At 59.6% G+C, this 22,762-nt stretch carries 21 protein-coding genes and 1 tRNA gene; 12 read left to right on the top strand and 10 right to left on the bottom strand.

The window, feature by feature from the left end; all coding sequences use genetic code 11:
* Positions 1-9: 9 nt before the first annotated feature.
* Entirely contained in the window at positions 10-2,106 is a 2,097-nt protein-coding gene (locus TU84_RS03360) for an FAD-dependent oxidoreductase (RefSeq protein WP_048367133.1), read from the bottom strand.
* Between the two features lie 331 nt (positions 2,107-2,437).
* Positions 2,438-3,217 carry a DNA-binding transcriptional regulator KdgR gene (kdgR, locus tag TU84_RS03355; RefSeq protein WP_048367132.1) on the bottom strand — a complete coding sequence of 260 codons (780 nt, stop codon included), beginning with the start codon at positions 3,215-3,217 and terminating at the stop codon, positions 2,438-2,440.
* 201 nt (positions 3,218-3,418) lie between these two features.
* Here kdgR and TU84_RS03350 point away from each other — a divergent pair, with 201 nt between their 5' ends.
* From TU84_RS03350 to uxuA, 6 genes are all read left to right on the top strand, one after another.
* A complete protein-coding gene (locus TU84_RS03350) occupies positions 3,419-4,420 on the top strand; it encodes a sugar kinase (protein WP_048367131.1) in 1,002 nt (333 codons plus the stop codon).
* 4 nt (positions 4,421-4,424) lie between these two features.
* Positions 4,425-5,636, top strand: coding sequence for a D-mannonate dehydratase ManD (gene manD / locus TU84_RS03345; RefSeq protein WP_048367130.1), 1,212 nt, complete (start codon positions 4,425-4,427; stop codon positions 5,634-5,636).
* Between the two features lie 78 nt (positions 5,637-5,714).
* On the top strand, positions 5,715-6,746 hold the full coding sequence (locus TU84_RS03340) for a Zn-dependent oxidoreductase (protein WP_048367128.1): 1,032 nt from the start codon (positions 5,715-5,717) through the stop codon (positions 6,744-6,746).
* 68 nt (positions 6,747-6,814) lie between these two features.
* Entirely contained in the window at positions 6,815-8,107 is a 1,293-nt protein-coding gene (locus TU84_RS03335; RefSeq protein WP_048367127.1) for an MFS transporter, read from the top strand.
* A gap of 18 nt (positions 8,108-8,125) precedes the next feature.
* Positions 8,126-9,586 (top strand): mannitol dehydrogenase family protein, encoded by a 1,461-nt coding sequence (locus TU84_RS03330; RefSeq protein WP_048367125.1) that lies wholly within the window; start codon positions 8,126-8,128, stop codon positions 9,584-9,586.
* 14 nt (positions 9,587-9,600) lie between these two features.
* Positions 9,601-10,776 (top strand): mannonate dehydratase, encoded by a 1,176-nt coding sequence (uxuA, locus tag TU84_RS03325; protein WP_048367124.1) that lies wholly within the window; start codon positions 9,601-9,603, stop codon positions 10,774-10,776.
* Positions 10,777-10,938: 162 nt separating this feature from the next.
* Here uxuA and TU84_RS03320 read toward each other — a convergent pair whose 3' ends face one another.
* Entirely contained in the window at positions 10,939-11,826 is an 888-nt protein-coding gene (locus tag TU84_RS03320) for an SDR family oxidoreductase (protein WP_048367123.1), read from the bottom strand.
* 116 nt (positions 11,827-11,942) lie between these two features.
* Here TU84_RS03320 and TU84_RS03315 point away from each other — a divergent pair, with 116 nt between their 5' ends.
* Entirely contained in the window at positions 11,943-12,863 is a 921-nt protein-coding gene (locus TU84_RS03315) for a LysR family transcriptional regulator (protein ID WP_048367122.1), read from the top strand.
* Here the strand turns inward: TU84_RS03315 and TU84_RS03310 are convergent.
* On the bottom strand, positions 12,852-13,304 hold the full coding sequence (locus tag TU84_RS03310; protein WP_048367120.1) for an Lrp/AsnC family transcriptional regulator: 453 nt from the start codon (positions 13,302-13,304) through the stop codon (positions 12,852-12,854). The genes TU84_RS03315 and TU84_RS03310 overlap by 12 nt on opposite strands.
* Positions 13,305-13,450: 146 nt before the next feature.
* Between TU84_RS03310 and TU84_RS03305 the strand changes: the two genes are divergently transcribed.
* Positions 13,451-14,068 (top strand): LysE family translocator, encoded by a 618-nt coding sequence (locus TU84_RS03305; RefSeq protein ID WP_048367118.1) that lies wholly within the window; start codon positions 13,451-13,453, stop codon positions 14,066-14,068.
* 42 nt (positions 14,069-14,110) lie between these two features.
* Positions 14,111-14,656: a DUF924 family protein gene (locus tag TU84_RS03300; protein ID WP_048367117.1), complete on the top strand. Its 546-nt coding sequence runs from the start codon at positions 14,111-14,113 to the stop codon at positions 14,654-14,656.
* 72 nt (positions 14,657-14,728) lie between these two features.
* On the opposite strand, the gene TU84_RS03295 is transcribed toward TU84_RS03300, so the two are convergent.
* From TU84_RS03295 to TU84_RS03285, 3 genes are all read right to left on the bottom strand, one after another.
* Positions 14,729-17,161, bottom strand: coding sequence for a TonB-dependent siderophore receptor (locus tag TU84_RS03295; RefSeq protein ID WP_048367115.1), 2,433 nt, complete (start codon positions 17,159-17,161; stop codon positions 14,729-14,731).
* Positions 17,162-17,265: 104 nt separating this feature from the next.
* The gene (locus TU84_RS03290; protein WP_048367114.1) at positions 17,266-18,234 is read right to left on the bottom strand and encodes a FecR family protein; all 969 of its coding nucleotides are present in this window, start codon (positions 18,232-18,234) and stop codon (positions 17,266-17,268) included.
* A complete protein-coding gene (locus TU84_RS03285; RefSeq protein WP_048367786.1) occupies positions 18,231-18,737 on the bottom strand; it encodes a sigma-70 family RNA polymerase sigma factor in 507 nt (168 codons plus the stop codon). The genes TU84_RS03290 and TU84_RS03285 overlap by 4 nt, the downstream gene beginning before the upstream one ends.
* Before the next feature lie 169 nt (positions 18,738-18,906).
* Between TU84_RS03285 and TU84_RS03280 the strand changes: the two genes are divergently transcribed.
* A complete protein-coding gene (locus tag TU84_RS03280; RefSeq protein WP_048367113.1) occupies positions 18,907-19,296 on the top strand; it encodes a c-type cytochrome in 390 nt (129 codons plus the stop codon).
* Here TU84_RS03280 and TU84_RS03275 read toward each other — a convergent pair whose 3' ends face one another.
* Positions 19,297-19,626, bottom strand: a complete 330-nt coding sequence (locus TU84_RS03275) for a hypothetical protein (RefSeq protein WP_048367111.1) — start codon at positions 19,624-19,626, stop codon at positions 19,297-19,299.
* A 350-nt stretch (positions 19,627-19,976) separates the two neighbouring features.
* Here TU84_RS03275 and TU84_RS03270 point away from each other — a divergent pair, with 350 nt between their 5' ends.
* Positions 19,977-20,471: a GlcG/HbpS family heme-binding protein gene (locus TU84_RS03270; RefSeq protein WP_048367110.1), complete on the top strand. Its 495-nt coding sequence runs from the start codon at positions 19,977-19,979 to the stop codon at positions 20,469-20,471.
* A gap of 199 nt (positions 20,472-20,670) precedes the next feature.
* On the opposite strand, the gene TU84_RS03265 is transcribed toward TU84_RS03270, so the two are convergent.
* Positions 20,671-20,961 (bottom strand): DUF3077 domain-containing protein, encoded by a 291-nt coding sequence (locus tag TU84_RS03265; RefSeq protein WP_048367108.1) that lies wholly within the window; start codon positions 20,959-20,961, stop codon positions 20,671-20,673.
* Between the two features lie 548 nt (positions 20,962-21,509).
* Positions 21,510-21,594 (bottom strand) — tRNA-Leu (locus TU84_RS03260).
* A 106-nt stretch (positions 21,595-21,700) separates the two neighbouring features.
* On the opposite strand from TU84_RS03260, the gene queA reads away from it, so the two are divergent.
* Positions 21,701-22,762, top strand: a complete 1,062-nt coding sequence (gene queA, locus TU84_RS03255) for a tRNA preQ1(34) S-adenosylmethionine ribosyltransferase-isomerase QueA (RefSeq protein WP_048367107.1) — start codon at positions 21,701-21,703, stop codon at positions 22,760-22,762.

Here is a 22,762-nt window from a genome sequence, read left to right as displayed (position 1 = left end):
AAACAGCCTTTAATAGTGTTTTTTATTCACAGGTACGCCAGAGAGCGTCAGTGCCCTTGCTTGAATAAGTTCTTGAACCAAAGAGGCCCACACTAAACCTTGTGTTGTGCCTCCGGCATAAGTTGCCCCGGCGGCAACACGATTAAATGCACACCAATGCACAATCGACAGGCCATCTTGAGTACCGGGCCGTGTGCATTCAATGATCTGTAAGTTGTCACTTTCGATCGCCTTGGCATAGGCGTTTGGGAAGTGCCGGGCAACAGCGGCCAGGCAGGCGGCGAGTATCTGTTGTTTATCCGCCGGGCTTGCATCGGGTGGTACCTGGCCGCCGGAGACAAGAATGTGGTCTGCGTCCAGGCGGCAATTCATGACGCCGATTGGCAACGCGTAGTGCAACTTGACCCCGCGCAGATCGGCGCCTTCGTTGCCGATAGCGATCAATTTGAAAAACCAGCCAGTGATCGGTAAGACGTCTGGTTGCTCAACGCCCATGGCGGTGATGACGAAGTGCTCTCTGCTCAGGTCGGTAATTTGCCCCCGGCTCAGACGCTGGGGCCGGAACTGAACCCCGGCGCGCTGCAAAAGCGTCACCAACTCGGCCATCACCTCGACAAACGCCAGGTCGTAGCCCGATACCTCAATGGCGCGACTGATCCCGGGCATTGCATACCTGGCCTCAAATTGCTGCTGGCTGATCTCCAGCAACTCGCCACCCGGCCTGCCACTCGGCCAGGGTGAGCGTTCAATCGCGCGTTGCTCGCCAATGGCCGCGTCTACGCCTTCGTCACCTTCCCGATAGGCGCGCACAATCCCCGCCTTGGCGAAGGGGCGCAGTGACGGGTTGTCAGCCAGGAGCTTTTCAAACAGCTCGATGCCTGCGCGGTTGCACGCAATGGCCAAGTGTTGGTTGGCGGGGAGCAGGTAGTCGTTATGCAGCGGCTTTGCCGCCGTCTCCGTTGCAGACAGATGGCGCATATTGACGTTCTTGTGACTGGCGCCATCGCTCTCCTGATCCCCGCCGTAGACTGTGACCTGATAATTCGCCAAGCGGCACATCACCGCCTGGAGCAAACCATTGATGCCTCTGCCAATAATCGACACGCTGGGCGCACCGGCCTCTACCGGCTTGGTCGGGATCATCAGAGAGTGGGCACATTGACGCCTGACAAGGCCGCGCAAGGCGGTGAGGCTCAGTTGCACGCAGACGGCATAGTCAAGGTCGCGATGGCAGGCTTCAGTGGTTGCCGCCTGCGTCGTCAGCGTCGCCGGCTTGCACCACGTTGAGGTGCTACAACCGAGCGCCAGGGTGCGCAGACGAAAGGCATCCAGTGTTGCGGGCCCGTAGTCGACGATCAACTGGATGCCTTGAGCCTTTGCCAGAGCCTGCAACGCCGCATCGCTGAACACCTCCGGTTTGGCGACACAGACCACCCGGGCCTGAGGGTTCAGGCTCTCAATGAGGGCACGGTCAATGCGCTGGGTGGAGTCCTCATTCAGCGACAAACAGATCGCAACAGCGTGCGCCCCTTGCAGTGCTTCAAGCCAGTCAACGACAAATGAGACCCGGTTAACCGGCGCTGGCGTTTGGCCGGGGCGCACTAACACCTTGACCCGGATGTCCGGGTTTTGCTCAAGCAACAGATTAACCAGGGCTTTGCCGACATTGCCGTAGCCCAGCACGCTAACAGCCTGTGCTGTGCCTCCATCGGCAAATGTCAGCCAATGGGCGATATAGGCCGCTACATGCGGCGCGTTGACCCCCGGCGTATTGATCACCCGAACATGGTTGGGCGCGCACAGGTCCAGCCGCACTTTATCCAGGCTCGAGCCTCTGCGAATCAGCACAAGATCGCCGAATGGGTGGCACGTTCGCCACAGGTCAATGACCTCGGCATCAATGCTTTGATCCCCGACAACGAGGGTTGACGGGCGCAGCAGTGCGATCTGTATCAGCAGTGTTTGTTTGGTTAATGTCGGGGGCAGAAAGATGACATTACTGGGCGCATCGGCTTTCCAGCCACTGGACACCGGCGCGATATGTAAGATGTTTTCGGTAGTGGCAATCAGTGATGCAGCAACTGGCGGAACGCAAGAGAGCCTCATGGCGTTATCTCCAACACTTCTGACCTGTTAATGCCTCACGCAGAGGCACTTAATAAAGTTGGCGTTGCAACAGTAAGCATGGGGTTTGTATGGGGGCTGAATATAGGGATTAACGTCAAGGGACTTCGAGTGAGATATAACCAAAGTTCAAGGCAAGTTGGATCGTTACTAATGTCTTGAACGTGGTCATGTTTAAGTCCCGTGTGATTTAAAAATGCGTCATCTAATTACCTCGGCAAAACTAGCAGTAACTAGCATCAAGGTCTGTAGGACGCTTCCTAAATTTCAGGATTACTTGTTGTGGGTGTCGACTGCGACACCCACATCACCTCTATGGGCGCCAGCCCAATTGGCTGGAGATTTGTTGCGAGGCTTCCATCAGTTGTTTGACGTAGTCCTGTTTCAGTTCTTCGCGAAAGCGAAAGCACGGAAAGGACACGCTCATGCCACCGATCACATGGCCAAAGCGGTCCCTGATCGGCGCCGCCAGGCAGCGCATGTTGTCTTCGAATTCCTCATGGTCTTCGCCATAGCCTTGCTCGCGCACCAACGCCAGTTCGTGCAGGTACTCATCAATGCTGGTGAGGGTATTGGCGGTTCGACGTTCAAAACTTTCTTCGCGCAGGTGCGCAAGCAACTCGTCTTCTTCCAGCCAGGCCATCAGCACTTTGCCAATCCCGGTGCAGTACAACGGGGCGCGGCGGCCGATGCGCGAGTACATGCGCAGGTTGTACTTGGAGTCGATCTTGTGCACGTAAACGATGCTGCCCTCGTCGAGGATGCCCAAGTGCACGGTCTCGCCGGTCAGCTCATTGATGCGCCGCATGCCCGGTTCGGCTTCGCGCACGATGTCCAGGTGGGGCAGGGCCTGAGCGCCCAGTTCGAACAGGCGAACGCTGAGGCGGTAGCGGTCCTCGGCATCCTGGACCACATAGCCGCGGGCTTTGAGCGACTGCAAAAAGCGGTAAACCGTGCTTTTTGACATGTCCAGCTTTTGCGCGATTTCTGACACGCCGCTTTCTTCAGGGTGTTCGGCCAGGGTTTCAAGCACAGCCATGGTCCGCCCTACGGCCGACACCAGTTCATTGTTTTGGGTGGTGCTGTTGTCCATGGAGGCTCCAACACAATTAAAAAAAACAAGGATATACCCTGGCGAATCGAAACGCTGTTCCATTTTGCTTGACGGTGCCGGAATTAAGATTAGAATCGGCCACAAGCTAAAAAATGAAACGCCGTTTCGAAAACAATAATAGCGCTGCACAAGACCCTCCCTTACGGGTCTGCGTTGACGCAAAACACAAGGCGCGCAGTGATGACAGTAATGCTCGGGCATTGCCCACAGGCCGAACGATCTCGCCCCCTCAAGGTGGCGTTGATTGGCGAGTGCATGATTGAGATGCGCGGTGAGCCGGGCGCGACGTTCAGCCAGACCTTTGGCGGCGACACGCTGAATGCGGCGGTCTACCTGGCCCGTGTCAGCCAGGGCAGCGCGATGGTCGTCGACTACATAACGGCTGTCGGTGCAGACGCTTTCAGCGTTGCCATGCGCCAGATGTGGCGCGATGAAGGCGTGGGTGACCAGCACGTTCGGGTGATCCCCGATGCACTGCCGGGGCTGTACTTTATCCAGACCGACGACCAGGGCGAACGCCGTTTTGCCTACTGGCGTGGCGAAGCCGCCGCCCGCCGGGTGTTCGACGGGCCGCAAGCCGATGCCTTGCTCAGTGCGTTGGCCGATTATGACTATGTGTATGTCAGCGGCATCAGCCTGGCGATCCTCACGCCCGGTGGCCGCGAACGCTTGATGCAAGCCCTGAGCCTGGCCCGAGCGGCCGGAACCCGCATCGTCTTCGACAACAATTACCGCCCCCATTTATGGCCCGACGTGCACGCCGCACGCCAGGCCTACAGCGACATGCTGCGCCTGACTGACCTGGCCCTGATCACCTGGGAAGACGACGCTGCGCTGTTCGGTTATGCCGATCACACAGAACTGTTTCGCGCCTATAAAGCCTTCGGCGTGGGCGAAGTCGCGCTTAAACGTGGCGCGGCCTCGTGCTTGATTCAGTGCGCGGCGGGGCACTTTGAAGTGCCCGCCGAACATGTACAGCACATCGTTGACACCACCGCGGCGGGCGACTCGTTTAGCGCGGCGTACCTTGCTTGCCGTTTGCAAGGTGGCGAGCCCGCACTGGCGGCGCGCTGGGGCCATCGGCTGGCCGCGCAAGTGGTGCAACACCCCGGGGCGCTGATCCCGCGCGCGGCCATGCCGACACTGAGCATGCCCGCATTGTCTTCTGTGGCTGAGGCTTGAGCGTATGAAAATTGTTGAAGCGCGGGTGATCGTCACTTGCCCTGGGCGCAACCTGATCACCCTGAAAATTGTCACCGACTCCGGCCTGTATGGCATCGGCGACGCGACCTTGAACGGCCGCGAAATGGCCGTGGTGGCATACCTTGAAGAGCACGTTTTGCCTGCTTTGATCGGCCGCGATGCGCAGCGTATCGAAGACATCTGGCAGTACCTGTATCGCGGGGCCTACTGGCGCCGTGGCCCGGTGACCATGACTGCGATTGCCGCCGTCGACGTGGCGTTGTGGGACATCAAGGCCAAGGCCGCCAACATGCCGTTGTACCAGTTGCTGGGTGGCAAGAGCCGCGAGCGGGTCATGGTGTATGGGCATGCCACGGGCAAGGACATCGAGGGCTGCCTGGCCGAGGTCGCCCGCCATGTTGAGCTGGGCTACAAAGCCGTGCGCGTGCAGTGCGGGATTCCGGGCATTGCCACCACGTATGGCGTGGCCAAGCGCAGCGGCGAGCGCTATGAACCGGCCGACAGCGACCTGCCCGCCGAGCATGTGTGGGACACCGCCAAATACCTCAATCATGTGCCCAAGCTGTTCGCCGCCGTGCGCGAGCGTTTTGGCGATGACCTGCACATTCTGCATGACGTCCATCATCGGTTGACGCCCATTGAAGCCGGGCGTCTGGGTAAGGCCGTCGAGCCGTTCAACCTGTTCTGGCTTGAGGACTGCACCCCGGCCGAGAACCAGGAGGCGTTCCGCCTGATCCGTCAGCACACCACCACACCGTTGGCGGTAGGCGAGGTGTTCAACTCGATTCACGACTGCCGCGAGCTGATTCAAGAGCAGTTGATCGACTACATTCGCGCCACGCTGGTGCATGCCGGTGGCATCAGCCATGTGCGGCGGATCGCGGACTTTGCCGCGCTCTACCAGGTGCGCACCGGGTTCCACGGCGCCACTGATTTGTCGCCGGTCACCATGGGCGCGGCGCTGCATTTCGACACGTGGGTGCCCAACTTTGGCATCCAGGAACACATGCCCCACGACCCGCTGACCGAGGCCGTGTTCCCCCACGCCTACCGCTTTGAAGACGGCCATTTCACCCCCGGCGACACCCCGGGTCATGGCGTGGATATCGACGAAACACTGGCCGCCCAATATCCCTACAAGCGGGCCAGCCTGCCGGTTAACCGCCTCGAAGACGGCACGCTCTGGCACTGGTAACACTCCGTTTAAAGCTTTTTGCGCGACTGTTTAATAACTATAAAAAATTGGGCGTCATGCCTTGGCAGGAGTTATCCGATGAAAGCGTTTCAAGTGAGAGCACCTTTTGAGTTTGGCCTGGCTCAGGTTGAAGTCCCGCAGGTCGCCCGTAATGAAGTGAAGGTCGATGTGGCCTACGCCGGTATCTGCGGTTCGGATCTGCACATCATTCACGGGCAGAACGCCTTTGTGCGCTTTCCCCGCGTCACCGGCCATGAGTTTTCGGGCGTGGTGCGCGAAGTGGGCGACGGCGTAGAGAACATAAAGGTCGGTGACCGCGTGTGCATCGACCCGGTCGTCAGTTGCGGCACCTGCTACCCGTGCCGCATCAACCGGCCCAACGTGTGCACCCAGTTGCAAGTGATCGGCGTGCACCGCGACGGCGGTTTCAGCGAGCAAGTCAGCGTGCCGGCGAGCAATGTCCATCGTCTGCCAGACTCGATGTCCCTCAGCCACGCCGCCCTGGTCGAACCTTACTCCATCGCCCTCAACGTGCTGGACCGCATGCAGCCGCACCCCGGCGACAGCCTGCTGATTTACGGCGCCGGAGTGATCGGCCTGACCTTGGTGCAAATGGCCCGGGCGTTGGGGCTGACCGACATTACGGTGACCGACGTCATTGATGAGCGCCTTGAAACCGCGCGCTCGCTGGGTGCTACCCGAACCCTCAACGGCAAGGATGTCGACGTTGAAGCGACCATGCGGGAACTGACCGAGGGCCAGGGCGTGCCGCTGATTGTCGATGCCGCCTGCATCCCGGCATTGATGCCGCAAATGGTGCGCCTGGCTTCGCCGGCGGGGCGGATTGGCCTGCTGGGTTTCAACGCCACGCCCACCGACCTGGTGCAGCTGGAAATGATCAAAAAGGAACTCACCCTGGTGGGTTCGCGCCTCAACAACCGCAAGTTCCCACGGGTGATCGAACTGATCGCCAGCGGCAAGTTGCAGGTTCAGGAAATGATCAGCCACCGCGTCGGCTTTGATGACATGCCCGAGGCGATCGCCCTGATCGAAAACCACCCCGAGCAGACCCGCAAAGTGCTGGTGCAGCTCAACACCGCTCATTCCTGAACACCTTAGCTCCATGTGCCCACTGCTGGGCACCCTCACCGAATAAACATAAAAAGCGGGAGGTTCCAATGTTTGGTCAAGGTCGTACGTTAATCATCATCATGCTGTTCCTGGCAGGCGTCATTAACTACCTGGATCGCTCGGCATTGTCCGTGGCAGCCCCATTCATCCAAAAAGACTACGGTCTGACCACGGGTGAAATGGGCATGATTTTCAGTAGTTTTTTTGTCGGCTATGCCGCCTTCAACTTTATCGGCGGCTGGGCGGCCGACCGCTATGGCGCCAAAACCACGCTGCTGCTGGCAATGGTGCTGTGGTCGCTGTTCAGCGGCTTGACCGTGCTCACGGTCGGCTTCATGTCGCTGGTGTTTATCCGCATTCTGTTCGGCATGGGTGAAGGCCCGCTGAGCGTGACCACCAGCAAAATGGTCAACAACTGGTACACGCCCAAGCAACGGGCGCGGGCGCTGGGTTCCTCCATGTCGGGCACCCCGTTGGGGGGCGCGATTTCCGGGCCGGTGGTGGGTTTTATTGCCATCAGCTACGGCTGGAAGGTCTCGTTCATCATCATTATGTTGATCGGCCTGGTGTGGGCGGCGGTCTGGTACAAGTTCGTCAAGGACAAACCTACCGGCAAGGTTGCGCAAGAGATTGCTGAAGGTGAAGGCCAGAGCGACATGGCGGCGCTGCCGGTGCATCCTCTGCGTTACTACCTCAAGCAACCGACGGTGCTGTTCACCTCGCTGGCGTTCTTCTCGTACAACTACACGCTGTTTTTCTTCCTGACCTGGTTCCCCAGCTACCTGACGATGGCCCACGGCCTCAACGTTAAAGAGATGAGCATCGCCACGGTCATTCCCTGGGTGCTGGGCTTCCTCGGGCTGGCGCTGGGCGGGTTTATCTCCGACTTCGTGTTCAAAAAGACCGGGCGCATGATGTTCTCGCGCAAAGTGGTGCTGGTCACGTGCCTGCTGGCCTGTGCGGTGTGCATCGGTTTCGCCGGTATCGTCAAAACCTTGTACCCGGCGGTCGCGCTGGTGGCCCTGGCGGTGTTCTTCCTGTACCTCACCGGCGCCATTTACTGGGCGATCATCCAGGACACCGTGCCCGCCGCACGGGTAGGCGGGGTCAGTGGCTTCATGCATTTTCTGGCCAACACCTCGGGCATCATCGGCCCGACCCTGACCGGCTTTCTGGTGCAGTTCACTGGCTCGTTCACCAGTGCCTTCTTGCTGGCGGGGCTGCTGACCATCATCGGTGCGGTGTGTGTGGCGCGTTATGTCCGCCCGCTGCCCGTATCCGACGCTGCCGCGCCGCCAACAGACACGGTTGTGCCGCGCCCGGCGCTGTCGCAGCCCTGAACCCCGAGGAGAGTCGCGATGCCTGTTGTTCAGCATGTGCCTTCGGTCGCGGCCGAGGCCGAAGTCGGGATTGTGCATTTGGGCCTGGGAGCGTTTCACCGCGCTCATCAGGCGGTGTATGTGCAGCGTCATCTCAATCGCCACGGTCACAGCGACTGGGGCGTGTGCAGTGCCAACCTGCGTTCCAACCGGGCGCTGGTTGAACAATTGAGCGAGCAGCACAACCGCTATGCGGTGGCGGAGTATCAAGACCGCGAACAGGTGACCTTGCGCGACATCACGGTGGTGCGTGAGGCGCTGTTTGTCGGGGATGGCGGGCAGGAACTGGAGCAACTGTTGCAGCGCATGGCCGATCCGAACACCCGGATCGTCACGCTCACCGTGACCGAAAAGGGCTATTACCTGAGCCCGGCCAGCGGGCAGTTGCAGTTGCAAAATCCTGCGATTATTCATGACCTTGAACATCCGCAAACGCCGCGCACTGCGCCGGGGATTGTGCTCGAAGCCCTGCGCCGACGGTACGAAGCAGGCGTCCCGGCATTCACCGTATTGTGTTGCGACAACATGCCCGACAACGGCCAGCGCACCCGCCAGGCCGTGAGCGGTCTGGCGGCTGCACACAACCGTGAGCTGGCGCAGTGGATTGATCAGCAGGTGGCGTTTCCGGGCTGCATGGTCGATCGCATCGTGCCCGCCATGGACGCCCAGGCCTTCACCCGGTTGGCGCAAGAACTGGATTGCCATGACCCGGCGGCAGTGGTGTGTGAACGCTTCAGCCAGTGGGTGGTCGAGGATCACTTCCCCCAAGGGCGCCCGGACTGGGAGGTCGAGGGCGTGCAAATGGTGGCCGACGTGCGGCCTTTCGAAACCATGAAGCTGCGCATGCTCAACGGCAGCCATTCGTTGATGGCTTACATCGGGCTGCTGGCGGGGCATGAGTCGGTGTTCGAGGCCATCAGTGACCCGGATCTGCTGCGCTTTATCCGCCGTTACATGAATGAAGAAGCGGCGCCGACTCTGGACATGCCCATCGGCATTGATGTGTCGGGTTATGCCCGCGATTTGTGCGCACGCTTTGCCAACGACAGCCTGCAACATCGCCTGCGGCAGATCGCCATGGACGGTTCGCAAAAGCTGCCGCAACGGTGGTTGCAAGGCGCCCGGCAGTTGCTCGATGCAGGGCAGCCCATCGACTGCATCGCCCTCGGCGTCGCGGCCTGGATTCACTACTGCACGCAGCCTGTGGCGGGCGGCGTGATGCACAGTGTTGACGACCCGTTGAGCGCCACGTTCGCCGATCTGGCCGGGCGTTTTGACGGCGCGGCGCGGGTCGATGCTTTTCTCGATCTGGAGCAAGTCTTCCCGGTCGAGCTGTCTTCGCGAGGCGCTTTTCGCGAGACCGTACAGCGGGCTTACAACGCCCTGGAACACACCGGTATGCCTAACCATTTAAAAACTTTTGCAGCACACAACGAATAACAAGGGAGACACACATGGAACAGACATGGCGTTGGTTCGGCCCCAAAGACCCTATCTCACTGGCCGATGTGCGACAGACCGGTGCGACCGGCATTGTCACCGCCCTGCATGAAATTCCTAACGGCCAAGTGTGGCCGGTGGAAGCCATTGCAGCGCGTAAAAAAATGATCGAAGACGCCGGTTTAACCTGGTCGGTGGTCGAGAGCATTCCGGTGCACGAAGACATCAAGCGCGGTTGCGGGCGCCGTGACGAATACATCGCCAACTACCAGCAAAGCGTGCGCAACCTGGCGGCCTGCGGCATCGATATCGTCTGCTACAACTTTATGCCGGTATTGGACTGGACCCGCACAGACCTGGCCTGGGAGCTGGAAGACGGCGGTTGGGCGCTGCGTTTTGATCAGACCGCCTTTGCCGCTTTCGACCTGTTCATTCTTCAGCGTCCGGACGCGCAGGCCGAGTACAGCGCCGACGATATTCAACAGGCCAAAGCCTACTTCGACGCGCTGACACCGGCGCGCAGCGAGGCCTTGGTCAACACCCTGATCGCCGGGCTGCCGGGGGCAGAAGAGCACTACACGCTGGACAGTTTTCGAGCGTTGCTGCGCACCTATGACGACATCGATGAAGCCAAACTGCGCGAGCATTTGGGGCACTTCTTGCGGGCAGTGATCCCGGTGGCTGAAGAAGTGGGCGTGCGCATGGCCATCCACCCGGACGATCCACCGCGGGCGCTGCTCGGCTTGCCGCGCATTCTCTCGACGGCCCAGGACGCGCAATGGTTGCTCGACGCGGCGCCAAGCCCGGCCAATGGGTTGACCTTCTGCACCGGCTCTTATGGTGTGCGCGAAGACAACGACCTGGTGGCCATGGCCAAGCAATTTGCGCCGTTCATTTACTTCACCCACCTGCGCTCAACCCGCCGCGAGGCTGACCCGCGCAGCTTCCACGAAGCCCACCATTTGGGCGGCGACGTCGACATGGTTGGCGTGATCGGCGCGCTGGTTGAAGAAGAACTGCGCCGTGAGCGCGACGGCGGCCCGCGCCTGCCACTGCGCCCGGACCACGGCCACCAGCTACTGGACGACCAGCACCGCAAGAGCAACCCCGGTTACTCCTTGATCGGCCGCCTCAAAGGGCTGGCGGAAATACGCGGTGTTGAACTGGCGATGCGTCAACAGCTGAGCTGACATAACCCTGCTCCTACACACAATACAGTTCACTCTGTGGGAGCGGGCTTGCTCGCGATGGTCGTTAACGATGACGCGTATTTGCCGAACAGACGGGGCGTTCTGAAGCCCATCGCGAGCAAGCCCGCTCCCACCCTTGAGCAGTTTTTGTGCCGTACAGGATCAATACGCAAAAGCACTGCGGTGCTTTTGCACAAATTCTTCCCAGCGCACCGGCTGGCGGCCGGTAATGGCCGTGAAGTTGTCAAACGTGTCCTGGGCACCCGGGATGCTGTTGGCGGCCATGCGTTTAAAGTTGTCATACACGCAACTCATGTACGCCATTTCGGCACCGGCTGCGCGCATGTTTTCCAGGAACACTTCGGGTGGCTGAGCGTCGTAGCGAAACGGCTGGCCCAATACCCGCGTCATGATGTTGGCCACGTCACCGTACGATTGCACGTCGTAACCCAAGCGATAGGTTTGGCCAGCGTGTGTGTCCGGGTGCAACAGCGCTTGTGCGGCCACGCGGGCAACGTCTTCGCCATCGACCCAACTGAACGGCGTATCGCCGGTGTACTGCTCAATCACCCCGGATTTCACCGCTTGAGTCCCGTCATAGCTCAGCAGGTTTTGCATAAAGCACTCAGGGCGCAAGTGGGTGAACGAACAGCCCGACCACTCAATGTACCGCTCCACCAACTGGTGCCAGGCCCAATGCCCGATGCTGGCGTCGTCACGGCCGCAGGCGCCCAAATGCACGATGTGCTGCACCCCGGCTTTTTTCGCCTGGTCCACAAACACTTTGCTCTGGCGCAGCATGTCGACGGTGTAGCCGGTCACCAGCAAGACCCGGTCGATGCCCTGTAAGGCGGGCGCCAGGGTTTCTTCTTTATCGAAGTCCATGATCACGCTGCGGATGCCTTGCGCCTCGAACGGTTGGGCTTTGGCGGTTGAGCGCACTGCCGCGACCAAGGTGATGCTGTCGTCGTCCTGCAACAGGCGCAGCGTGTCACCGCCGATCTGGCCCGTGGCGCCGGTGATTAAAATGGTGGGTTTTTGCGAGGTCATAAAAGCGCCTGTGGGGTGAGTAAAGTCGTGGCGCTGAGCTTACTGGGGAAATGGGGACGTATTTACGATACCTTTTACCGAATTAAGTGAACTGAGTTCATCAATAAGAGGCCGTCATGTTTTCTTCCGAGCGCTTGAAGGGTATCGATGTGTTTGTCTGCGTCACTGACTCGGGCAGTTTCAAGGCGGCGGCCGAGCGCATGAACCTCACCGCGTCTGCGGTCAGCAAAGGCATCGCACGGCTGGAAAGCCGCTTGCAGGTGCGGCTGTTCAATCGCACCACCCGGCGCCTGGCCCTGACCGATGCGGGCACGGCGTTTTATCGCACGTGCACGGCCGTGCTGGCGGATCTGGAAGAAGCCGAACTGACGCTGCACGCCGACTCAGCGCAGCCGCGCGGGCGTATTCGCATTGACCTGCCCGCCGCTTTTGGGCGCTTGCAGGCGTTGCCGGTGGTGTTGGCGTGTGTGCAGCAGTACCCGCAGTTGCAGCCACACCTGTCGTTTTCTGACCGGTTTATTGACCCGGTGGAAGAAGACGTCGACGTGGTCGTGCGCGTAGGCGGCCCGGACATCTGGCCGGCGGCGTGGGGGCACCGTTATCTGGGCAGCGAGCGGCATGTGTTCTGCGCTTCGCCTGCTTACCTCAAACAACACGGCGAGCCCGTGACCGAGCGCGATCTGGAGCATCACGTGTGCGTGGCTTACGGTCGCGCAGACGGCACCGTCAGCCCTTGGCGCTTTGTGGGCAAGCAGGGCGCCGCCATGGAGCGCCGGGTGATGTCAGCGCAGTACATCGTCGGTGATGGCGAGGCGCAGGTCATCACGGTCATGGCCGGTTGCGGGATCGCGCAGTTGCCCACCTGGCTGATCAAGCAACAACTGGCCGAGGGCAGCCTGGTCGAAGTGCTTCCGCACTTGGCGAGCGAGGGGCTGGCGATACATCTGGTGTGGCCCAAAAACCGTGACGCGCTACCCAAGATCAAGGTGCTGCTGGATGCGCTGGCGCAGGGCTTGATGCCCGGCTTACAGCGGTAGCACCCGGTCATTGATGACGTTCTTCATCACCAGCGTCGACACCAGCCGCTGCACGTTGGGCAGCGAGGTGAGGTGCTCGTCGTAAAGGCGTTGAAAGGCCGGCAAGTCTTTGGTGATGACTTGCAGCAGGTAGTCCGGGTCGCCAAACAGGCGCTGCGCTTCGATGATCTGCGGGATCTGTGGCAACGCCGCCTCAAAGTCGGCAATCGCCTGGCGAGTGACTTCGCGCAGGGTCACGAACACGATCGCAGAAAAGCTCAAGCCCAGTTCCTTGGGCGCCAGCAGAGCGCGATAGCCCAGGATCACCCCTGATTCCTCCAACGCCCGCACCCGTCGATGGCACGGCGAAAGGCTGAGGCCCACGCGTTCTGCGAGTTCAGTGAGGGACAAGCGGCCATCGGCGTGCAGCTCAGCGAGAATCTTGCGGTCAATTCGATCCACGTGGAAGAACCTTCTAGGTTGATAGCGCTCTAGGGGGATAAACGAAAGATAATCCTATCAGCATTTCCCTATTCTTCTACGGGCTGCCCACGCTTCAAAACCGCGTGGTGCACACCCCTCCGGCTCACTGTAGAAGGTAGAACCCTGTGACTCTCAGCGTATTGGCCGCTTTTTGGGCGGTGTCTTTTCTGTTCATCATTACCCCCGGCGCAGATTGGGCGTACGCGATTTCTGCGGGTATGCGCGGGCGTCTGGTGACCCCTGCGGTGGCGGGTTTGCTCTCGGGGCATTTGCTGGCGACGGTGGTGGTCGCGGCCGGGGTTGGCGGGTTGGTGGCGAGTCACCCGATGATCTTGCGGGCCATGACCATTGCCGGTTCCGGGTATCTGCTCTGGTTGGGGATCAGCATGATTCGTCACCCCTCGACGCCCGAGTCAGGCAGCGTGCAAGTGGCTGATTCCGGGTTGCGCTGGGCCTGGAAGGGGCTGTGTGTCAGCGGCTTGAACCCCAAGGTGTTTCTGCTGTTTTTAGCGTTGTTGCCGCAATTCACCGACCCACTGTCCGTGTGGCCGATCCCGGCGCAAATTGTCGCCTTGGGCGCACTGCACGCGTTCAGCTGTGGCGTGGTGTACCTGATGGTCGGCTTCGGTGCCAAAGCCGTGTTGCAGACCCGCCCCAGCGCGGCGCAAAACGTCAGCCGGGTGTCGGGCGCGATCATGATCGTGATTGCCGTGGTGTTGCTGGCTGAGCAAGTGCTGCATTAAAAGCGTCTAAGCTCCTTCAACAACCTTAGGGAGGAACGCAACGTGACGACTGACACCACACCGCACGCGGTGGTTGAATTCTGGAAGCAGGCCGGCCCCACGCATTGGTTTGCCAAGGACGAGGCCTTCGACAAGCGCTTTCGTGAGACCTTCTACACCGCGCATTTTCAGGCCGCCAGGCGCGAGCTTGAGGCTTGGGCCGCACAGCCAGAAGGCGCGCTGGCGTTGCTGCTGTTGCTGGACCAATATCCGCGCAATGCCTTCCGTGGCACCGCGCACATGTTCGCCACCGACCCGCTGGCGCGTTTTTATGCCCGCAAGGTGATTGAGGCGCAGCTGGATCAACAGATCGAAACGGCGTTGCGCGGGTTCTGTTACTTGCCGTTTGAGCATTCCGAAGACGCCGATGACCAGCGCCTGTCATTGGAACTGCATGAAAAACTCAACCCCCAATACATCCGTTGGGCCAAGGAACACGCCGATATCATTGAGCGCTTCGGGCGTTTTCCCCATCGCAATGATGCCTTGGGGCGTGTCTCGACCGAGGAGGAACGCACGTTCCTCGCCGCGGGTGGTTTTGCTGGCTGACGCGATGTGCGCGTGTCTCGCGATCTTTTTGAAAGATCAAAAGATCGCGAGGCAAGCTCGCTCCTACAGAGATCAGAAATCAGCTTTGAGTGACATGACGAAATTGCGCGGTTCGCCATAGAAGTTGCCGAAGCCTTCGGTGCCGACAGTCACGTAGTAACGCTTGTCGAACAGGTTGTTGCCGTTCAGTGCCAACGACCAGGTGTCGTCGATGCGGTAGCTCACGCGGCCGTTCCACACGGCGTAGCCTGACTGGGTCATGTCATTGCCGCTGATGGGCGAGACGCGATAGTTGCTGCTCTGGGCATTGACCCCGGCGCCTACGCTGACGCGGTCCAGCGCGCCGCTCAGGCCGTAGTCGGCCCACACCCGCAGCAAGTGGCGCGGCACGTAAGAGTTATAGGGCACGCCATTTTGCGCAGCGTCGGCGTCCTCCAGCACTTTGGTCTGGGTGTAGGTGTAGCCGGCCAGCAGTTGCAGGCGATCAATGACTTCGCCGCTCACTTCGGCTTCAAAGCCTTGAGCACGCACTTTGCCGGAGTTTTGCGAGCAACTGCTGTCGGGGCACAGCGGATCATCTTGGGCGGCATCTTTTTGAATCGTACGGAACAGGTTAAAGGCACTGTTCAGACGCCCGTCAAACCATTCGCCCTTGATGCCCACTTCGTAACTCTGGCCAACCAGTGGCTTGAGCGTGGCGCCGCTCAGGGTTCTGTAGTTGCCTTGCGGGGTGAAAATGTCGGTGTAGCTGGCGTAGGCGGTCAGGTTGTCATTGAGGTCGAACAACACGGCGGCAAACGGGGTGACTTGCCCGGTTTCTTTGGCTTGGGTATGCACCGGGGTGCCTTCACCGCGCCAGTACGACACGGAGTCGCTGTTGGAGGAATACCAGCTCACCCGGCTGCCCAATACTAATGTCAGCGGTTCGGCCAGTTTCAGGCGGGCGATGGAGTAGGCGCCGTACTGCTTGATGCGCATGTCCATCGGGCCGCCACGGGTGGCATTGGCCAGGTAGTAGCTGTCGTCGGGCTGCGGTAGGTGGTGGTTGGGGTTGAACACATCTTGCCGATCCGGGAGCACCGCCACGGCGAAGAAGTCATCCTTTCGGGAGCGACTGGCATTGGCCCCGACCGTGAGTTCGTGCTGCTGGCCAAAGGCATCGAAGGTGCCATTAAGGTAGGCATCAAAACCGTAGTCGACCTGGTCATAGTCATAGGTGCTGCCAATGACCAGTGTGTTCGATTGGGTGGCACCCACCGGTACCGAGCCGCTGGGGAAGGCGTATTCCATGTCCTGGGTGTTTTTGGAGTAGACCCCGGCAACCTTCACGGCCCAATCGTCATTGAGTTGATGCTTTAAATCGCCAAACCAGGTGGTGCGTTTGCTGCGCTGATGGTTCCACGCCGGATTCAGGCACGTGGAGCGCTTGAGCTTCAGGTCACTGCCATCGGCATAGCGCGGCAAGCCGCCCCAGCAGGGGGTGGCGTCGACGTCTTCATAAGCCAGGCCGATGCCCAGCGTGGTGTCGGGGCTCAGGTCGACATCCAGCGCACCGTAGTAGATTTGGTCTTTGCGCTGCCCGACGTCGTAAAAGTACTGGCGCGTTTGCTCGGTGATCACCGCCCGGCCGCGCACGCTGCCGGTGTCGTTCAGCGGGCCGCCCGTGTCGATCTGCCCGCGGTAGTTGTCCCATGTTCCGGCTGACAGCGACAGTTGGGTGTGCGGGGTGTATTCGCCGCGCTTGCGCACAAAGTTCACCCCGCCCGAGGTGCCGCCCGCGCCTTTCATCATCCCGGCGGCGCCGCGCAGCACTTCTACCCGGTCGTAGATCGCCATGTCGCTGTTGAAGCTGTCGGCCTGCACGTAGCTGCTGCCAATGTCCAACGGCACGCCGTCGTACTGGTATTGGCCGGTCATGCGAAAGCCACGGGAGTAGAAGTACTTGCCGCTCATGGGCGAGTCGTACACGGTGATGCCCGGGGTTTTTTCCATCACCTGCTCGATAGTGTTGAGGTTCTGGTCATCGAGCATTTTGCGGGTCATGACGGTGATGGACTGCGGGGTTTCCTTGAGGCTGTGCGCGCCCTTGCCGATGGTCACGGCACGCGCGCTGTAGGAGCCTGAACCTTCAGTGGTGGCATCCAGGCTGCGCTCGGTAATGCTGGTGACGCCCAGTTGCAATGCCTGCGCATCGTGTGGTGCCGGTTCGACGCTGAAGCTGCCTTGCGCGGTGATGCGCAATTGCAGGCCGCTGCCGCGCAGGGCTACTTCCATGGCGTGCTCTGGCGACATCTGGCCGATCACCGCAGGTGCCTGTTTGCCCTGTACCAGCCCCGGCTCCAGCGAAACGATGTGCCCGCTTTGGCTGGCGATGGCGTTCAACGTCGTGGCCAGCGGACCGGCAGGCACATTGAAATTGACCTCTTGGGCTTGCACCCAGGCAGGGTTGGCCAGGGCGGCAAGGGCTACAGCGGCGTAACGGGTGTGGGGCCACGGGTTGAGCACAGCATTCTCCTGATCGTGTGGAAGTCTCAGGAGATAGGTGGGCTGAGAATTAAAAACCGGACACGGATGCGAGCAATTATCAAAAATATTTTTTGCGCCGTGGCTCAGGCCGGCCGGATCAACGTCAGCCACGGGCTATAGCGGTCCACGCGAATGGGCAAGGTTTCGGCCAAAGCGGTGTAGGCCCGGTCGGGGTCATTCAGCGGGTACACGCCTTGTACACGCAGGCCGCGCACTTCAGGGGCGACACGCACCAGCCCGCGGGTGTAAGGGCGCAGCGCATCGACCACCTGCGCCAGGGAGTCATCCAGCACGTTCAGCCGACCGTTCAACCACTCGGCGCGGTAATGCTGGTCGCCCGCTTGCGGAACGATCTGCCGGGGGTAGAGCAGGGCAGACTGACCTTCTTGCAGGGCCAGGGTGGTGCCGTTGAACAACCGGGTTTCAACCGCATGCTCAAGGACCACGACGCGGCTGGCCGCTGATTCTTGCGAGACCAGAAAACGCGTGCCCAAGGCCTGAATCTCGCCCTCGGCGGTGCGCACGCGAAGCGGACGACGCGCATCGGGCGCTACCTGAATCACTAACTCGCCACGGCGTAAAATCACCAGCCGTTGCTGGCTGTTGAAATGCAGGTCAACCGCGCTGTTGGCATTGAGGCTAAGGCGGCTGCCATCGGCCAGGTTAAAGTCATTACGCTCACCCACTCCGGTCGACAGGTCGGCCAGCAACGACTCACCCAACGGGCTACTGGCACCCAACCACAACCCACCGCCGAGCAAGCCCAAACCGGCCAGCGTGCGCAAAGCGTCCCGCCGAGTGGTGCTCGGTTGCAGCAGCACTAACCGTGCCTCACCCGCCTGGCCGGGCAGGCGCCGGTCCAGCGCGCGAACGGTATTGAACGAGCCACCGAGGCGTTTTTGCAGGGTGTCCCACGCGTGCACATGTGCCGGGTCTGCGGCTAGCCATGCGTTGAAACGCTCCAGCAGGGCGGCGTCGGGAGTGTCAGCGCGCAGCTTCACCATCCAGTCAATGCTCTGTTCGCTGACCGGGTCCAGGCGTAACTCGCTCATAGGGCTGCCTCGCACAGATAACACTGGCGCAATGCCTGTTTCATGTAGCGGCTGACGGTGCGTTCCGACAAGCCGAGTTTTTGCGCAATCGCCACATAGCTCAGGCCGTCCAGCTGGCTGTACAAAAAGGTGGCCTTGACCACCAGCGGTAAGCCATCGATGGCCCGGTCGATGGCCACCAGCGCCTCAATCAACTGCAACTGTTCTTCGGGGGAGGGCACCACGGTTTCCGGGAGCAAGGCCAGGCGTTCCAGATAGGCACTTTCCAGTTTGCCGCGCCGGTGCCGATCGAAAATCAAACGTCGCGCAATCGTCGATAAATAAGCCCGCGGCTGCTCGATGCTGTCCGGGTCGACCCGTGCGGCGAGCATTTGGCAAAACGTGTCGGCTGCCGTGTCTTCGGCATCCGCAGGGTTACGCACGCGCCGACGAATATGCTGCAGCAACCAACGGTGATGATCGCTGAAAAAAAAGCCCAGTTTGCGAGTCGAGAGAGGTTGCACCGGTCGGTTTTCCAGAAGGTGAGTGCGAATCGTTCTCAAGTCTAGCGGCGATATGATGGCAACTGCAATCACCGCCGAGCGAAACATATGATCTGGGTCTCGTGACGGGTTTTAGGCCTGGGCTATAGTGGCGCCAGCCTGAACACCTCGACCTGATGTGGAGTTATCGATGACGTACCGAGCCTTGCTGACCTTGCTTGTGACCCTGAATGCCGGACTGTTTAGCCTGGGGGCTGCGGCGGCGGGCGATGCAGAGGCGGGTGGCAAGTTATTCACCAAGACCTGCGGCGGGTGCCACAGCATCGGGGAAAACGCCCGCAGCGGTTTTGGGCCGCATTTAAATGGTGTGATCGGGCGCCAGGCCGGGAGTTTGCCGGGTTACCAGTTTTCGGAAGCGATGAAAAATTCAGGCGTGGTCTGGACCCCCCAGACACTCGCGGCGTACATCGAAGCCCCGAAAAAAGTGGTGAAGGGCACGCGCATGATTTTCTGGGGCATCAGCGACCCGGAGAAAATCGCCAACCTGCTGGCCTATATCGAAACCTTCAAAGACCAGTAATCACAGGATGTCTTGCAAATAATCCTTGAGGGTCAGCAGCGGCGCGTTCAGTTGCTCAAGGCTGTGCGCCTGTTGGACCCCAAGCGCCAGCTTCTGCAATTCGCGACCCATGGGCGAGTCCGCACCACCGATGGCGTCCATGGCCAGGTCGATGCACTCATCGATTTTGGCCTTGATTGCTTCCAGGTCGCCCTTGCGCACCAGAAAGGCAAAGACGTCGCGCTGATAGTCACCCATGACCATGTCGTCGCGCAGAATCGGGCTTTGGCCCTCAGCTTCGTAGGCGAGTTTGAGCGAGAAAAGGGCGACGGTCTCCAGCGGGCGTTCCATGGGGCGGGGTCCTTGATCAGCGTTTGAGTGTTCCAGGGCGGCGACGATCATAAGAGAACCCGGCCTGTTTTTCCAATGGGGCCGGGAGAGGCAAGTATTGACTGAACGTGAATTGTCGGGAAGTTGTGGCTAAATGTTATATCGCTGTTGATGGGATGTTTTTTATAAGTAGTTGATTGATACGCAACTTATTAGTCAGGTTGCCATCGCTGGAATCGTTGGTTTCGCAAAGTCAATAAGTAATGATAAGTTCTGTAATACTTCCGGTTTGCTAACGGTTCGTAAATATAGCAATTCTCTCTGCCGACCTGTTTTCTAAACGCAACACTACCCAAGAGAGATATAAACCTATGTTTAAGAAAATCGGAGTTACAACTCTTTTGTTTCTGACGTTGTCTGGGCAGGCTTTTGCCGCTGACAAGGCAATCACGTCGACTCAGGCAACCTCTTTGGCGCAAAGTGCAGTGAGTATTGGTTTGAAACAGGGCTATAACGTGGCGGTAACAGTAGTCGATGCCAACGGCGTTATTTTGGCCACCGTGCGTGCTGACCAAGCGTTACCGCACACTCCCAAGACCTCCTTTAAAAAAGCTTTTACCGCTTTCGCTGCTAAAGAGAACACAAGTGATCTTATCGCCACTATTCATAAAGGTGATCCAACTTATATGAATAAGTTTGTACTTTCGACGCTAAGTAATGGCCAGGACAATATTATTTTTCTGCGCGGCGGTGTATTGATTAAACATAACGACGCCATCGTGGGGGCTATTGGTGTAGGCGGGGCGCCTGGAGGTCAGCTGGACGACAATATTGCGTTTGAAGCCTTAAAAGGGTTCAGCCTGTAAAGAGCAGAGGGAGGTGCACGGCAATCCAGGCATGCACGCGCTGCCTGGGTGTCGGGTTGTTTACTTCAAATGTTGTTTATACGTCATCGTTGCCTGTACAGCACACCCAACCCGGCAGTGAGTTTCAGGTTGAATTCTTCTCGTTATTTAAGCCTGCAAGCGAGTTGCAGGCTTAAACCTTCCTGCCTTACGGGCTTACTTACTCATCCCCTGCTTGGGCTTGCTGAAGCCCTATCGTCAGATCATCAATGACCGCCTTGGCCATCTCGCTGAGATAGTGCGAAGCCCAGCGCATGGCTTCGTTGCCATCGTCCATGGCGCCGAGAAACGAGAGTGTGTTGACGCAGTTCATCAGCAGAGAAGCATGCTCCATCGCCTCAACGCCCGAAATACCGGGGTTGACGCTGAACAAGCGTTGATTCTGAGCATTGCACGTGCCAAACGTGGCAGCGCCGGTGGTATGGATTAAAGGGGAAGCAGGGCGTGTCATTGGGCGTAACTCCTGTATGTGAGGAGCTGCCACAGTTCGCCGCGAAACGAATAAGGGTGGCAGCCATGTGCGGGTTCGCGGACCGGGCATACAGGAACCCCGGCAGACCCGAAGGTCTCCCACACACAGCCGCCATAACAGACTAGCGGGCACAAAAAAGCGCCAGCTATTGAAATGGTGGCGCCTGTGCGCCTGTATATGCTCGGACCGCGACGTCCGGTCGCTGAATGGGCAGCGACGGAGCGAGAGTAACCCTCCCGGTTGAAAAGGGCAAACGTGGGGCACGTGCCATCTGTAGGAGCGAGCTTGCCTCGCGAGCTTTTGATCTTGGAGAGCCGCTCGCAGCCTTCGTGCCTCGGCAGCGACTACAGGATGCGTGGCTGCGAAATAACTACGACTGCTTCGCAGCCGGACGTAGCCTCGCGGTGCTCGTCAACGACTACAGGGGGAGGGGTGCCCGCAATTTGTAGGAGCGAGCTTGCTCGCGATCTTTTGATCTTTTCTACAGGCGAAAAAAAAGACCTTGATAATCAAGGTCTTTCTTAAGATGGTGCCCCGAGGGAGACTCGAACTCCCACTTCTTGCGAAAACGGATTTTGAATCCGCCGCGTCTACCAATTCCGCCATCAGGGCTCAATGGCGGCGAAGTATAGAGATGACATTTAGGTCGGTCAACAACTTATTGGTCTATTTTTACTAAGTCCGTTAAACTCCCCGGCCCTGCTAGACGAAACCTATCATGCGCGTTGCTGACTTTACTTTCGAGCTCCCTGATTCACTCATCGCACGCCATCCTTTGGCGGAGCGCCGTAACAGTCGTCTGCTGACCCTGGATGGGGAGAGTGGCGCACTGGCACATCGTCAATTCACTGATTTGCTTGAGCATTTGCGCCCAGGCGATTTGATGGTGTTTAACAATACCCGGGTGATTCCAGCCCGTTTGTTCGGCCAAAAGGCGTCGGGCGGCAAGCTGGAAATTCTGGTTGAGCGGGTGCTCGACAGTCATCGGGTGCTGGCGCATGTGCGCTCCAGCAAGTCGCCAAAACCAGGCTCAAAAATCCTCATTGATGGCGGCGGCGAAGCTGAGATGCTGGCCCGCCACGATGCGTTGTTTGAGTTGGGCTTTACCGATGAGGTGTTGCCGCTGCTTGATCGCGTCGGGCATATGCCGTTGCCGCCGTATATCGACCGCCCGGACGAAGGTGCCGACCGCGAGCGTTATCAAACGGTCTACGCTCAGCGCCTGGGTGCTGTGGCGGCGCCGACCGCGGGGCTGCACTTTGATGAGCCGCTGATGCAGGCCATCGCTGCCAAGGGCGTTGAAACGGCGTTTGTCACGCTGCACGTGGGCGCGGGTACGTTCCAGCCGGTGCGCGTCGAGCGCCTTGAAGACCATCACATGCACACTGAATGGCTCGAAGTCGGCCAGGATGTAGTTGACGCCGTGGCGGCGTGCCGTGCGCGTGGCGGGCGGGTAATTGCGGTGGGCACCACCAGTGTGCGCTCGCTGGAAAGCGCGGCGCGTGACGGTGTGCTTAAGCCGTTCAGTGGCGACACTGACATTTTCATCTTCCCGGGCCGCCCGTTTCATGTGGTCGACGCCCTGGTGACCAACTTCCATTTGCCGGAATCCACGCTGTTGATGCTGGTTTCGGCGTTCGCCGGTTATCCCGAAACCATGGCGGCCTATAAGGCTGCGGTTGAGCATGGGTACCGCTTCTTTAGTTACGGTGATGCGATGTTCATCACCCGCAATCCCGCGCCGACGGCTCCAGCCCCGGCCCCAGAGGATCAAGCATGA

The sequence above is a fragment of the Pseudomonas helleri genome (assembly GCF_001043025.1).
In the GTDB taxonomy this organism is placed as follows: domain Bacteria; phylum Pseudomonadota; class Gammaproteobacteria; order Pseudomonadales; family Pseudomonadaceae; genus Aquipseudomonas; species Aquipseudomonas helleri.
This window is presented reverse-complemented; position numbering and strand designations above follow the sequence as displayed.

Coding starts and splice junctions, on each gene's coding strand:
- TU84_RS03360 (WP_048367133.1), bottom strand. CDS start 2,106: ATGAGGCTCTCTTGCGTTCCGCCAGTTGCTGCATCACTGATTGCCACT.
- kdgR (WP_048367132.1), bottom strand. CDS start 3,217: ATGGACAACAGCACCACCCAAAACAATGAACTGGTGTCGGCCGTAGGG.
- TU84_RS03350 (WP_048367131.1), top strand. CDS start 3,419: ATGACAGTAATGCTCGGGCATTGCCCACAGGCCGAACGATCTCGCCCC.
- manD (WP_048367130.1), top strand. CDS start 4,425: ATGAAAATTGTTGAAGCGCGGGTGATCGTCACTTGCCCTGGGCGCAAC.
- TU84_RS03340 (WP_048367128.1), top strand. CDS start 5,715: ATGAAAGCGTTTCAAGTGAGAGCACCTTTTGAGTTTGGCCTGGCTCAG.
- TU84_RS03335 (WP_048367127.1), top strand. CDS start 6,815: ATGTTTGGTCAAGGTCGTACGTTAATCATCATCATGCTGTTCCTGGCA.
- TU84_RS03330 (WP_048367125.1), top strand. CDS start 8,126: ATGCCTGTTGTTCAGCATGTGCCTTCGGTCGCGGCCGAGGCCGAAGTC.
- uxuA (WP_048367124.1), top strand. CDS start 9,601: ATGGAACAGACATGGCGTTGGTTCGGCCCCAAAGACCCTATCTCACTG.
- TU84_RS03320 (WP_048367123.1), bottom strand. CDS start 11,826: ATGACCTCGCAAAAACCCACCATTTTAATCACCGGCGCCACGGGCCAG.
- TU84_RS03315 (WP_048367122.1), top strand. CDS start 11,943: ATGTTTTCTTCCGAGCGCTTGAAGGGTATCGATGTGTTTGTCTGCGTC.
- TU84_RS03290 (WP_048367114.1), bottom strand. CDS start 18,234: ATGAGCGAGTTACGCCTGGACCCGGTCAGCGAACAGAGCATTGACTGG.
- TU84_RS03280 (WP_048367113.1), top strand. CDS start 18,907: ATGACGTACCGAGCCTTGCTGACCTTGCTTGTGACCCTGAATGCCGGA.
- TU84_RS03275 (WP_048367111.1), bottom strand. CDS start 19,626: ATGGAACGCCCGCTGGAGACCGTCGCCCTTTTCTCGCTCAAACTCGCC.
- TU84_RS03270 (WP_048367110.1), top strand. CDS start 19,977: ATGTTTAAGAAAATCGGAGTTACAACTCTTTTGTTTCTGACGTTGTCT.
- TU84_RS03265 (WP_048367108.1), bottom strand. CDS start 20,961: ATGACACGCCCTGCTTCCCCTTTAATCCATACCACCGGCGCTGCCACG.
- queA (WP_048367107.1), top strand. CDS start 21,701: ATGCGCGTTGCTGACTTTACTTTCGAGCTCCCTGATTCACTCATCGCA.